We start from the raw sequence: 13,229 nt of genomic DNA, 5'->3' as shown, positions 1-13,229 counted from the left end.
ATTATCCTTGCATCTGCGGCTTGCGCGCGGTGACGTGGATATAGCGGCCAAGGCTCAGATAAGGCTCCTGGCGGCAGTACCGCGTCTCTATTTCTGTTAAGGCGTCTAAACAGTCATCCTGTTTTTGTTTATCACGCAGATAATCATGAAACACCCTCACGCCGGTTTTGCCGGTAATTTCCCAACCGATCTCCTCCAGCCAGCCATAGACCTGCTGCGGTTCACGGGGGAAATCCGGTGAAAGCGTGCGTCGTTTCTTTTTATACATGCCCTGCTGTACATAGCCAAAATTGCCGACCAGCACGTTTCGCATTAGCAGGCCGTTGGCATTGTAAAACATCAGCGATAACGCACCGCCCGGGCGCAACATCGACCACAGCGTTTTTAACATCGCTTGTGGTTCGGCGACCCATTCGAGCACAGCATGAAACAATATCAGATCAACCTGCGTTTCCAAATGCTGCGGAATGTCCTGAGCGGCGCAATGTATAAAATGCATGTTGTCGCTCACACCTTTCTCTTCTGCCGCTCGCCCGGCGCGCGCAACCATCTCGGCAGAAAGATCGCAAAGCGTGACGTGATGTCCCCGCTGCGCCATCAGAATTGCAGTCTGCCCTTCCCCACCGCCGGCATCCAGTACGCGCAACGGTCGGTCACCAAATTCAGCCAGCAGCTTATCCAGATCCTGCCAGAGGATCGTCTGACGAAGCTGACCTTTGGTGGTGCCATAAATGTTGCGCGAAAACTTTTCCGCGATGTCATCAAAATTGCGATCCCGCATTGGGAGGGTTCCACTCACTGCAAAACCGCTATTTTGTCACACCCGCGCGGAGAATGAACCACTCTGGTGTAATATCACGGGCAATCGCCTGCTGTATGGTTAAAAAAGGAACCAAAAAGGATGCTTTTTACCCTAAAAAAATATATCGGAGGCATGATGCTTCCCCTTCCCCTGCTGTTGCTTCTCATCGCGCTGGGGCTGGCATTGATATGGTTTAGCCGCTTTCAGAAAAGCGGTAAATCCCTCGTCACCGTGGGCTGGCTGGCGCTGCTGTTACTCAGCCTGCAACCGGTCGCTGACGGTTTGTTACGCCCGATTGAAAACACCTACCCGACGTGGCAGGGAAACCAGAAGGTGGACTACATCGTGGTGCTGGGCGGCGGGTATACCTGGGATCCGAACTGGGCGCCCAGCTCGAACCTGATCAACAACAGTCTGCCGCGTCTGAACGAGGGGATCCGCCTGTGGCTGGCCAATCCAGGATCGAAGATGATCTTCACGGGCGCTGCGGCAAAAACCAACCCGGTAAGTACCGCTGAAGCAGGGGCAAGAGTGGCTGAATCGCTTGGCGTACCACGTTCCGCCATCATCACGCTGGATAGCCCAAAAGATACCGAAGAAGAAGCTGCTGCGGTGAAACAAGCCATCGGTGATGTGCCGTTCCTGCTGGTGACCTCTGCTTCACACCTGCCGCGCGCAATGATTTTCTTTGAGAATCAGGGCCTGCATCCGCTTCCTGCTCCGGCAAACCAGCTGGCCATTGACGCCCCGCTCAACCCGTGGGAACGGATAATCCCGTCCCCGGTATGGCTGATGCACAGCGACCGCGTCGGTTACGAGACGCTTGGCCGCCTGTGGCAGTGGCTTAAGGGTTCGTCAGGCAAGCCAGGGCAGGAGTGATTTTGCGGCCAGATCGAAACTGGTTCGATTAAAGCGCCCGGTGTTGACCAGTTGCGCCACCTCATCCCAGAGAAGATAGAGCCAGCGTCGCCAGAGAAAGGCCTCCGCAACGGGGGCGCGCTGAAGATAGTGCCAGAGCAAATCTTCCGCCGCCCCGCCCTCGCTCAGCCTGAACAGATCGTACTCGCGCGGCGCCCAGAGCATGATCCCCGGCCCGACCATTGCCAGAAGCTGATCGCTGCGCGAGTCTTTAAGCATACTGCGCAGCGTGAAGTTGCCGTGAACCAGCACGCAGTTGTCGTTAAAGCCCTCAAACAGCGTCGGAAGACATTCCCGGGTGCGGAACAGAATACGTTTGTCCTGCATCGTTAAACCGGTGTTGTTGAACTGGTTCAGCGTGCCCCACAGCACTTCAACACGCTGGCGATACCACAGCGGCCACAGGTTTTCCTGGGTGCTGTCTACTGCGCCAACAAGACCCCGGCTGTCCTGCCGATGCCAGGCAAGCAGAGCCTCGACAATTTGATCTTTCAGCTGTTCCCAGCGCTCCGGTGTACGCGTCGGGGCTTCAACAGAAACCCCGCGTAAACGTTCGATAAGCAAAACATCCGGGCCGGGATGCTCCTCATGGGTCATCACGCCGTAGACCGTCGGCATACGGACTGTCCCTTCCCGCGCCAGCATCGACATTTTCCAGGCCAGCTGTCTGGCGACGCCCGGCGAGGTAAAACTTCTGGCCATCAGCGGCATGGGGTTTCCCTGACTGTCGTACAACGACCAGAGTGCGGTATCGGCCTTTTCATTCACGCATTCCACCCGGCTTAGCTGTTCGCCAAGGAGATGGCTGAGTTCAGCACGCAGCTGTTCCATATGAGATTACCCCCATTAAGACTACTGCTTTTATAATGAGCGCGCGAACCCCGGATGTCACCCGGTCGAGATCAATAATGAAAAAGAAAAGGAAGAGAACATCCCCCCAGAACGAGGGGATGGCAGCGAATTAACGCAATTCGACGCGTACGTGATCGAGATCTTCAGGCGTATCCACGCCGGTGCCAGGGACTTCCTGGGCAACCGCAACGTGAATTTTCTCGCCGTACCACAGCACGCGAAGCTGTTCGAGCATTTCGATATGCTCAAGCGGGCTTGGTGCCCAGGCGACATAGCGACGGATAAAGCCGGCGCGGTAGCCGTAAATACCGATGTGGCGCAGGAAGGTTTCGCCGATCGTCTCTTTCGATTGCGCGAAACGATCGCGATCCCACGGAATGGTGGCGCGGGAGAAATAGAGCGCGTAGCCCTCTGCGTCCATGACCACTTTCACCGCATTCGGATTGAACGCCTCTTCAGCGTGGTGAATCGGCACCGCGAGGGTCGCCATGCCAACCTTACGCTGGGCCAGGTTGTCGGCCACCTGACGGATAATAGCCGCCGGGATCATCGGCTCATCGCCCTGCACGTTCACAATCACCGTCTCGTCACTGAAACCGCATTTTTCGACGACTTCCGCCAGGCGCTCGGTGCCTGACTGGTGGTCGGCACGGGTCATGCACACTTCCCCACCTGCGGCCTCAACCGCTCGCGCGACATCCGGGTGATCGGTGGCGACGATGACGCGTCCGGCGCCCGATTCGCGTGCCCGTTCAAGGACATGCACAATCATCGGTTTACCGTTGATATCCACCAGTGGTTTACCTGGCAGGCGCGTTGAAGCATAACGCGCAGGGATAATGACAACAAAACTCATGGTTTGATCTCTTCTGCCACCAGAGAACGGGCTTCATTTTCCAGCAGGACCGGAATACCGTCACGCAGCGGGAACGCCAGGCTGTCCAGTTTGCAAATCAGCTCTTGTTTATCCTGGCTGTAATACAGTTTGCCGTTGCACACCGGGCAGGCAATAATTTCTAGTAAACGGTGATCCATAGTTCCTCCGTATGGGTAATCCCTAAAGCTTATCATATTCCCTTTTCAGGGAGTGTCTGTTTCCCAGCCATCTCGACAGGTCGCAAACAGCTCCACAGGCACGCGACCGAGTACAATTTCATGCGCCCCCTGCCAGCGCGCAAATTCACTGAGCGCAGTCGTTAACCCTTTTTCCAGGCCAGCCGTCACCTTTATGCCCTCTTCCAGCCAGAGCGCGATAATTTCAAGCATGCCGGTTTTACGGTGCATTTTAGCGTCCATGCGCCCGACAAGCTGTCCTTTGTGCAGCAGCGGCAAAACAAAATAACCGTACTGACGTTTTTGCGCCGGGGTGTAGCATTCCAGACGGTAGCTGAAATCAAACAGCTGTTCGGCCCGCTTTCTGTCCCAGACAACGGGGTCGAACGGCGAGAGTACGGCACTGTGGGTCGCCTGGAGTTTGCCCTCTTGCGCCTGCGCCAGCAGAGGGAACAAATCCGCATGCAGCCACATTTCACCTAACGACTCAACCGAGACCGGCATCACGCGCTGTTCACGCTGCCACGTTTCCAGCAGCGGTTTTAGCTGCGGCTGACGCAGGCGATAATAATCCGCCAGCCACTGTGGGCGGAATATGCCCAGGCTGCAGGCGCTGTTCCCGAGCATGATGGCTTCGGCTGCGTCCTGAGACAGCAGGTCACGCGTATCGTCCCAGTGAGGCATAACGCGGTGCGTGAGGTCATAGACGCGCTGAAAGTTGCGGCGCTCGACCACCATCACTTTGCCCGACGTAAACAGCCCTTCAAGATGGCGTTTGTGCGGTTTCCACTCCCACCATCCGCTTGCGCCTTTTCGCGGGTGTTCAAAATCCGCAGAGCGTACCGGACCGTTTTTCTGAATATGGGCAATCAGTTGTTCTATTTCATCCGCGTGTTCCGCCATCCATTCCTGGCGGTATTTCCAGCCCATTTTGTCCGGGGCGAGCATTCGGTGACGCACCAGTGCAAAATCGCTGCGCGGGAGAAAACAGGCTTCATGCGCCCAGTATTCCATCAGTTCGCCCTGACTTAGCGCATTATCCAGCCACTGCGGAGGATAGTTTCCCAGGCGGCTAAACAGGACCAGATACGGGCTACGCGCCACGATGTTAATGGTGTCGATTTGCAGCAACGACATGCGTTGCACGGTAGAGAGGATATCCGCTGGCTGCGCGCGGCGGCGGGGCTTTTTCAGAAGCCCCTGGGCGGCAAGATGCAGGTTTCGTGCGGCTGCAAGTGAGAGTTGCGGTAGAGACATGCGTTTTCCTGTCAGTCAAAGCGCCACCGGAACCGCGTAGAAGTTACTGCACTAACGCGAGCAGTTCCTTGAGCAAATGTTCCGGCTGTTCGCCGCTGAGTTCAGCATCAACCGGCAGATACCACCAGTTTTCTTTCGCAAAGGCCCGGCATTTTACCGCGTCTTTTTCCGTCATGATCAGCGTCTGGCCCGGTGCGGCCAGCCTCTCAACCTCTTCGGCAACCAGCGCCTGGTGATCGGCCAGCGGTACCCGTTTCTCCAGCCGCGCGCCGCACTGCTCCAGCGTCGCGAAGAAACGCGGCGGATGACCAATCCCGGCCATCGCAATCAGATGATCCAGTAACGCGACGTCTTTACGCTCGCCGGTCAGCATATTCACTGCCTTTCCGGGACGAAGATGCATCGGGATCTCACCCGCTCTGGCTTCACCACCGTTTACAATCACGGCATCGACGCTCTTCAGGCGCGACGCACGCTCACGCATTGGACCGGCTGGCAGCCACCAGCCGTTGCCAAAACGCCGCACGCCGTCAATAACCACGATCTCTTTGTCACGCGCCAGCGCGTAATGCTGCAAACCATCATCGGTAATTATGATTTGTACGTCATGCTCTGCAAGCAGTGCCTTTACGGCATCACTGCGCACCGGCGATACCGCAACCGGCGCGCCAGTACGTTGGTAAATCAGTACCGGCTCATCACCGGCTTCAGCGGTTGTCGTAGCTGGGCTCAGCACCAGTGGATACTGCGCCGCTTTACCACCGTAACCGCGTGAGACAACTGCCGGGCGGATACCGCGCTTCTGGAGCTGTTCTACCAGCCAGATCACCACCGGCGTTTTGCCGTTTCCACCCGCCGTCAGGTTGCCGACCACCACTACCGGTACCGGTGCGCGCCAGGCGCGCTTGATCCCGAGGCGATAAAGCAGACGAATAGCACCGCTCACCAGGCCATACAGCCAGGAGAGCGGGAGAAGCAGCACCCACAGAGGGGATTCACCCGACCAGATGCGTGCAATCATTGACCGAACTGCATTTTATGAAGCTGCGCGTATACACCACGTTGTTCCAGCAGGTCCGCATGGCTGCCGCGTTCAACGATAACGCCGTCTTCCACCACCACGATTTCGTCAGCCTGTTCGATGGTCGACAGACGGTGCGCGATAACCAGCGAGGTACGGTTTTTCTGTAATTCATCCAGAGCCGACTGGATAGCGCGTTCAGATTCCGTATCCAGTGCGGACGTTGCTTCATCGAGGATCAGAATCGGGCTGTTGCGCAGCAGCGCTCGGGCAATCGCGATACGTTGACGCTGACCACCGGAGAGCAGCACCCCGTTTTCGCCAATGATCGTATCCAGACCGTTATCCATTTTGTTAATGAAGTCCATCGCATAGGCCATACGCGCCGCATTCTCGATCTCTTCACGGCTGTACTCTTCGGTACGGGCATACGCAATGTTGTTCGCCACCGTATCGTTGAACAGATGCACGTTCTGCGAAACCAGCGCGACCTGGTTACGCAACGACTGTAGGGTATATTCCCGCAGGTCGTGACCATCAAGCAGGATTTCGCCCTGGTCGATATCGTAGAAACGGGTAATCAGGCTGGCAATAGTCGACTTGCCCGAACCGGAACGACCGACCAGTGCAACGGTCTTACCCGCCGGGATGGACAGGCTGATATCACGCAGCGCCGGCACTTCACGGCCTGGATAGGTAAAGGTCACGTTGCGGAATTCCAGGTCACCTTTAGCGCGCTCTATCACGCGTGTACCTTCATCTTTTTCTTGTTCGGAATCGAGGATGCTGAACAGCGTCTGACAGGCTGCCATCCCGCGCTGGAACTGGGCGTTGACGTTAGTCAGCGATTTCAGCGGACGCATCAGCGCAATCATGGATGAGAACACCACGGTAATGGTACCCGCAGTCAGGGTTTCCATGACGCTCGGGAAGCTTGCTGCATACAGGACGAAGGCCAGGGCCAAAGAGGCAATCAGCTGAATGATCGGATCGGAAATCGACGAGGCCGATACCATTTTCATCCCTTGCAGGCGCATTCTGTTGCTGACCTTGTCAAAGCGTTTGGTTTCGACTTCCTGACCGCCGAAGATCAACACTTCCTTGTGGCCTTTCAGCATCTGCTCGGCGCTGGTAGTCACCTGCCCCATCGTATTCTGCATATTTTTACTGATGTTGCGAAAACGCTTTGATACCACGCGGATCGCGATGGAGACAATCGGCGCCAGCACAATAAGGATCAGCGACAGTTGCCAGCTGTAATAGAACATCATCGCAAAAAGACCGATGATGGATGCGCCTTCACGCACAACGGTAATCAGTGCGCTGGAAGAGGACGACGCCACCTGCTCTGAATCGTAGGTAATACGCGACAGCAGGGTACCGGTTGACTGTTTGTCAAAGAATGAGACTGGCATCCCCATCATATGGCTGAATAACCGACGGCGCATGGTCATCACCACTTTACCGGATACCCAGGAGATGCAGTAGCTGGATACATAGCTGGAGATTCCGCGTAAGATCATCAGCCCAATAACCACCAGCGGCATCCATAGCAGCACTGAACGATCCGTTTTACCAAAACCGTCATCCAGTAACGGTTTGAGAAGCGATAACATAAACGTATCGCTGGCTGCGTTGAGGATTAACGCTACGCCCGCCACGATCAAACCTGCTTTGAAAGGTGCAATCATCGGCCAGAGCCGGCGGAACGTTTGCCACGTGGAGAGATCTTTGTCGTTATGCATTCAAAAAACCAGCATTTGTTGAAATAGCCGCATATTCTACCCGTTATCTACGGGCGCGCCAAACCACTGATGATACCAACGCGGTAAATAGTGTTCACGTAAGCGGCGAATTTGCCGACTTTGGTGCGAAAACGTCACAGTTATCTGTCCGGACTGCGGGGTATCAAGCCAGAGATATCCCTCAGTTCGATAGCGCCTGACTACTTTGATGGAAGGGAAACGCCACGCGTTATAGCGGGCCAGCGAGGCCAGCGAAACCTGCCCCTCCACGCGCTGTAGCAGCGGTGTTGAAGATGACGTGTTACTCCCATGATGCGGCACCTGAATCAGTGTAGCCGCAAGTTGACGCCAGCGGTGGCTCAACATTGCCAGTTCTGCCTGCGCTTCAATATCTCCGGTCAGTAAAACGCTCTGTTCGCCGTCATCGATTTTTACCACGCAGGAGCGGTTGTTACCTTTCTCCGGGGTGTTTTCGGGTGGCCAGTGCACGGAGAACGTTAACCCATGCCACTGCCATCGCTGTCCACGAAAGCACGGAAGATGTCCGGTCCAGGCTAAGGGGCTTCTGATCCACATTGCAGGCCAGGCAGCTTTTAGCGATGTCAGTCCCCCCGCGTGGTCGAGATGTTCATGGCTCAGGATCACCCCTTCCGGCCTCAGATGATGCCAGCGTAGCCAGGGAATAATCAGCTGCTGCGCGCTGTCCCCACCGGGCCATGCCAGCCCGGTGTCATACAGAATGGCCTTCCCGTGACGCTCAATGACCATCGCCAGCCCTTGCCCTACATCCAGCATATGCAGCGACCAGCTGTCAGTTTTAATCCTGTGCCAGAGGGGAAATGCCATCACCACGCTGCCTGCCAGACAGACTGCGGGTACTGCGCTGAAGGCCCTGAATCGCCAGCCAATGATCAGCAGCCACGGCAGTAACGTCAGGCATTGCCAGCGTTCATCCACGTCCTGCCAGCCATTCGGTAAACGCATCAATAGCCAGAAAAGTCCTGCCAGAGATTTATCGGCTGCCAGCCAGACGATACTTTCCAGCGTCGCCACCGGAAACAGATGCAGAAACATGCCGAGCAGGATCAGTGGAACTGAGATAAACGTTACCAGAGGAACAGCAAACAGATTCGCCACCAGCGAGGAGAGACTGAAACCATGGAAAATCAGTACCTGAAGCGGCAACAGAAGCAGCAGCATTCCAACCTGCAAATACAACAGCGTAACCAGCGGCCGCAGGCACCGGCCACGTTGCCAGTGCGGGAGAGGCAACCACTGATACCAAAAAATAAGCGCGGCGACCGCAAACGCGGATAACGCCAGGCTTTGTGACAGTACCGCCAGCGGATCGAAAAACAGGATCGCCGCCACGCAGGTAAGCCATACCTGCCAGGGCGACCACTGACGACCACTCATTTTTAATGCAGCCAGTACCACAAGCGCCATAACCGTACGCAGCGCGGGCGGCTGCAATCCCGTTAGCCATGCGTAAAACGCGGCAAAAAGCAGACCTGCCAGTAAGGGCACTTGCCAGATAATCCAGCGGCCCGGCAGGAAAAATTGGATGCCCCGAGCCAGTAGCCAGACAGCAGAAGCGGCCAGCGCAATATGCAATCCCGAGATTGCCATCAGATGCATCGTTCCGGTCTCACGCATCAGGTTTTTTATCTCCCGCGAGACCGATAGCCGCTCCCCCATCCCCAGCCCCAGGATCACGGGCCCCCACTGATATGCTGAAAGCGTATTCTGTAGTGATGTCAGGTATTGCGAACGCAGGCTACAGCGTGCGTCGACAATCTCCGCATGGGTAAACCGTCCGCTCAGCGTCTGGTGTCGGGCAAAGGCGTTTTTCTGCGAATCATAGCCGCCATCGTTGAGCTCTCCGTGTACCGCCCTGAGCCGCAGGGTCATTGCCCAGCGTTGACCCACGCAGACATTTTGAGGCAGGTAGTTGCCGTAGAGTGACACGCCCATGGCAGCCCATACACGTTCTCCATTGAGGCTGATAATCCTTCCCTGATGCATCGTTGCGCCGTCCGTTGCGGTAATGACCACCTCGGCCTGCTGCGGTGCTTTCGTTAAATGGTTCATCGGCCACACGCTTTCCTGAGCGGCCAGGATCCCCCAGCACATAAAAAGCAATGCGAGGCCTGAAAACCTGAGCCATTTTCTCTGCTGTACGGATAACGCAATTCCTGCGGCAATCAGCAACCAGACAATATGCAAATCTGGCAAAACGGGTAACCAATAGAGCGGGATTATGGCCAGAATGGCGCACATACTGATAACGTGGATCCCCATCTTCACCTCCATGTTTCAGGCGATTATGCGGCGGGAGTGATGCGTCGTCAGACAGAAAAGGCGTGATTTACAGCGGGCGCTGCAACGTTTTTAAGCGTTTACAGCAAGGAGAAAATGAGAATGCGGCGCGTATTCAGAAATGCAGGGGCGGGATACAAAAAAAGCACCCTAAGGTGCTTTCTTTAAACTCAGTTTAACCCTGATGATTAAACTCAGTTACCGTAAATATTGGCGCGATCGCGCAGTTCTTTACCCGGCTTAAAGTGCGGAACATACTTTCCTTCCAGCTCCACTTTATCGCCAGTCTTCGGGTTACGCCCGGTACGTGGTGCACGATAGTGCAGGGAAAAACTACCGAAACCGCGGATTTCAATGCGCTCGCCCTGGGCAAGAGTGGTAGCCATATGCTCCAGCATCTCTTTAACGGCATCTTCCACAGCCTTAGCAGGGATATGCGGTTGCTGACTGGCAAGTCTTTCAATCAATTCTGACTTGGTCATGATTCCTCCGGTTCCTTTCAAACCCATTAGCTGAACAGCTTATTAAACAAGGGCGGCCGTAGCCGCCCTTTGTTATTGATTACAGGACGAATCCTGCAATCTGTCAAGTCTGCTCTCCATCCTTCGCGCTGTAAATGCGTTACAGCTCAAATGATGGTGCGAACCTGAACTTACTCGCCTTTAGCTGCTTTGAAAGCTTCAGCCATTGCGTTGTTAGAGAAGTTTGCATCTTCCTGTTTGTTCACAGTTGCGATTGCATCTTTCTCATCAGCTTCGTCTTTAGCACGAACAGACAGGCTGATTGCACGGTTCTTACGGTCAACACCGGTGAACTTAGCTTCAACGTCGTCACCAACGCTCAGAACCAGAGTTGCATCTTCAACGCGGTCACGTGAAGCTTCGGAAGCGCGCAGGTAACCTTCAACGCCGTCAGCCAGTTCTACGGTTGCGCCTTTAGCGTCAACAGCAGTCACTTTACCGTTTACGATTGCGCCTTTCTTGTTCAGTGCAACCCAGTTGTTGAACGGATCTTCTGCGAGCTGTTTAACGCCCAGGGAGATACGTTCACGCTCTGCGTCAACCTGCAGAACAACTGCTGCGATTTCGTCGCCTTTTTTGTATTCACGAACTGCTTCTTCGCCTGCAACGTTCCAGGAGATGTCAGACAGGTGAACCAGGCCATCGATGCCGCCGTCCAGGCCGATGAAGATACCGAAGTCAGTGATAGACTTGATTTTACCTTCAACACGGTCGCCCTTGTTGTGGGTTTCCGCGAACTGCTGCCATGGGTTGTTTTTGCACTGCTTCAGGCCCAGGGAGATACGACGACGTTCTTCGTCGATATCCAGAACCATCACTTCCACTACATCACCAACGTTAACAACTTTGGATGGGTGGATGTTTTTGTTGGTCCAGTCCATTTCGGAAACGTGCACCAGGCCTTCAACGCCTTCTTCGATTTCAACGAAGCAGCCGTAGTCGGTCAGGTTGGTAACGCGACCAGTCAGTTTAGTACCTTCTGGGTAACGCTTAGCGATAGCTACCCATGGATCTTCGCCCAGCTGTTTCAGGCCGAGGGATACACGAGTACGCTCGCGGTCGAACTTCAGCACTTTAACAGTGATTTCGTCGCCCACGTTCACGATTTCGCTTGGGTGCTTAACGCGTTTCCACGCCATGTCGGTGATGTGCAGCAGGCCATCAACGCCGCCCAGGTCAACGAATGCGCCGTAGTCAGTGAGGTTCTTAACGATACCTTTGACTTCCATGCCTTCCTGCAGGTTTTCCAGCAGCTGATCGCGTTCTGCGCTGTTTTCGGATTCGATAACGGCACGACGGGAAACAACAACGTTGTTACGCTTCTGGTCCAGCTTGATTACTTTGAACTCAAGCTCTTTGCCTTCGAGGTGCAGGGTGTCACGGACTGGACGAACGTCTACCAGAGAACCTGGCAGGAACGCACGAATACCATTCAGCTCAACAGTGAAGCCACCTTTAACTTTGCCGTTGATAACACCGACCACAGTTTCAGCTTCTTCGTAAGCTTTTTCCAGCGTGATCCATGCTTCGTGACGTTTAGCTTTCTCACGAGACAGCAGGGTTTCGCCGAAGCCGTCTTCTACTGCGTCCAGAGCAACGTCAACTTCGTCACCTACCTGGATTTCCAGCTCGCCCTGGGCGTTTTTGAACTGCTCAGCCGGGATGGCGGACTCAGATTTCAGACCGGCGTCAACCAGTACTACGTCTTTGTCGATAGCAACAACAACACCGCGAACGATGGAACCCGGACGGGTTTCGATTTCTTTTAAGGATTCTTCAAACAGTTGAGCAAAAGATTCAGTCATGTTTAATCTTCAGGTTAATATTAACGTCCACCTGGCTCCGTGCCGGATGGGGTTGTTTCACATACCCGCCGTCAATCCATTGCAGCGGGGGTACTGCTAAATCGGTCGCGATTACGCGAGTGCCAGTTTTTGGCGCGCATATTGTAGCGCTTTTTCAATCACTTGCTCAATAGTTAAACTGGTCGAATCCAGCACTAATGCGTCTTGCGCGGGAACAAGTGGTGCGACGGCGCGGTTACGATCGCGGTCATCGCGCTCTTTTATCTCGGATAAAAGGCGATCAAAGTTAACACTAAACCCCTTTTCCTGCAACTGAAGCATGCGGCGTTGAGCACGTTCTTCCGAAGAGGCGTCAAGGAAAATTTTCACTGGCGCATCAGGGAATACCACGGTTCCCATGTCGCGGCCGTCGGCGATCAGCCCCGGCGCTTCGCGGAAACCGCGCTGGCGACGTAACAGCGCTTCACGAACGCGTGGGAAAGCCGCCACCTGAGAGGCCGCATTGGCCACTTCCTGCGTACGGATTTCACCGCTGACATCTTCCCCTTCCAGGATCACTTCAAGGTTGCCATCAGTAGAGACAAAGCGCACATCCAGATGTGCAGCCAGCGGTACCAGCGCTTCTTCAGACGCAACATCTACATGATGATGCAGCGCAGCCAGCGCCAGCACGCGATAGATTGCTCCCGAATCTAAAAGATGCCATTGCAATGCTTCCGCCATCGCTTTGCACAGAGTACCTTTCCCTGCGCCACTTGGCCCATCAATGGTGATTACCGGGGCAATTGCCGTCATCTTTTTCTCCTTAATTAAGGCATACCGTTTACATGAACGCCGCGCATTATACGCGCCAACGTGCGCAACTGTTACCTTTGCGTGCAAATTACGGAATGATTGAAGCAGAGTGTAGAAGAAATGAAAGAGGATGACTGTCAG

Annotated in this window: 12 protein-coding genes; 1 reads left to right on the top strand and 11 read right to left on the bottom strand. The window is 54.9% G+C overall.

Annotated features, from left to right (window positions below; all coding sequences use genetic code 11):
• Position 1: 1 nt before the first annotated feature.
• Positions 2-781: a tRNA uridine 5-oxyacetic acid(34) methyltransferase CmoM gene (cmoM, locus tag ACOT0L_RS07180; protein WP_006809373.1), complete on the bottom strand. Its 780-nt coding sequence runs from the start codon at positions 779-781 to the stop codon at positions 2-4.
• Positions 782-901: 120 nt separating this feature from the next.
• Between cmoM and elyC the strand changes: the two genes are divergently transcribed.
• The gene (gene elyC, locus ACOT0L_RS07175; protein ID WP_063137586.1) at positions 902-1,681 is read left to right on the top strand and encodes an envelope biogenesis factor ElyC; all 780 of its coding nucleotides are present in this window, start codon (positions 902-904) and stop codon (positions 1,679-1,681) included.
• On the opposite strand, the gene ACOT0L_RS07170 is transcribed toward elyC, so the two are convergent.
• The 10 genes from ACOT0L_RS07170 to cmk form a co-directional block, all read right to left on the bottom strand.
• Positions 1,658-2,551 (bottom strand): YcbJ family phosphotransferase, encoded by an 894-nt coding sequence (locus ACOT0L_RS07170; RefSeq protein WP_126502955.1) that lies wholly within the window; start codon positions 2,549-2,551, stop codon positions 1,658-1,660. The two genes, elyC and ACOT0L_RS07170, sit on opposite strands and share 24 nt — an antisense overlap.
• A 130-nt stretch (positions 2,552-2,681) precedes the next feature.
• Positions 2,682-3,428 (bottom strand): 3-deoxy-manno-octulosonate cytidylyltransferase, encoded by a 747-nt coding sequence (kdsB, locus tag ACOT0L_RS07165; RefSeq protein ID WP_126502956.1) that lies wholly within the window; start codon positions 3,426-3,428, stop codon positions 2,682-2,684.
• The gene (gene ycaR / locus ACOT0L_RS07160) at positions 3,425-3,607 is read right to left on the bottom strand and encodes a protein YcaR (RefSeq protein WP_003858220.1); all 183 of its coding nucleotides are present in this window, start codon (positions 3,605-3,607) and stop codon (positions 3,425-3,427) included. The genes kdsB and ycaR overlap by 4 nt, the downstream gene beginning before the upstream one ends.
• A 45-nt stretch (positions 3,608-3,652) precedes the next feature.
• A complete protein-coding gene (locus ACOT0L_RS07155) occupies positions 3,653-4,882 on the bottom strand; it encodes a winged helix-turn-helix domain-containing protein (RefSeq protein WP_126502957.1) in 1,230 nt (409 codons plus the stop codon).
• Between the two features lie 43 nt (positions 4,883-4,925).
• Positions 4,926-5,903: a tetraacyldisaccharide 4'-kinase gene (gene lpxK / locus ACOT0L_RS07150; RefSeq protein WP_126502958.1), complete on the bottom strand. Its 978-nt coding sequence runs from the start codon at positions 5,901-5,903 to the stop codon at positions 4,926-4,928.
• Positions 5,900-7,648 (bottom strand): lipid A ABC transporter ATP-binding protein/permease MsbA, encoded by a 1,749-nt coding sequence (gene msbA, locus ACOT0L_RS07145; protein ID WP_003858227.1) that lies wholly within the window; start codon positions 7,646-7,648, stop codon positions 5,900-5,902. The genes lpxK and msbA overlap by 4 nt, the downstream gene beginning before the upstream one ends.
• Before the next feature lie 36 nt (positions 7,649-7,684).
• Positions 7,685-9,949, bottom strand: a complete 2,265-nt coding sequence (locus ACOT0L_RS07140; RefSeq protein ID WP_126502959.1) for a ComEC family protein — start codon at positions 9,947-9,949, stop codon at positions 7,685-7,687.
• Positions 9,950-10,161: 212 nt separating this feature from the next.
• On the bottom strand, positions 10,162-10,449 hold the full coding sequence (gene ihfB, locus ACOT0L_RS07135; RefSeq protein WP_003858233.1) for an integration host factor subunit beta: 288 nt from the start codon (positions 10,447-10,449) through the stop codon (positions 10,162-10,164).
• A gap of 170 nt (positions 10,450-10,619) precedes the next feature.
• A complete protein-coding gene (gene rpsA, locus ACOT0L_RS07130; protein WP_003858235.1) occupies positions 10,620-12,293 on the bottom strand; it encodes a 30S ribosomal protein S1 in 1,674 nt (557 codons plus the stop codon).
• 111 nt (positions 12,294-12,404) lie between these two features.
• Positions 12,405-13,088, bottom strand: coding sequence for a (d)CMP kinase (cmk, locus tag ACOT0L_RS07125; protein WP_015570968.1), 684 nt, complete (start codon positions 13,086-13,088; stop codon positions 12,405-12,407).
• Between the last annotated feature and the right edge of the window lie 141 nt (positions 13,089-13,229).

Source organism: Enterobacter cloacae complex sp. XAL002, from assembly GCF_049236805.1.
Lineage (GTDB): Bacteria > Pseudomonadota > Gammaproteobacteria > Enterobacterales > Enterobacteriaceae > Enterobacter > Enterobacter intestinihominis.
Note: the sequence above shows the minus strand (reverse complement) of the source record. Positions and strands in the feature narration are given on the sequence as shown.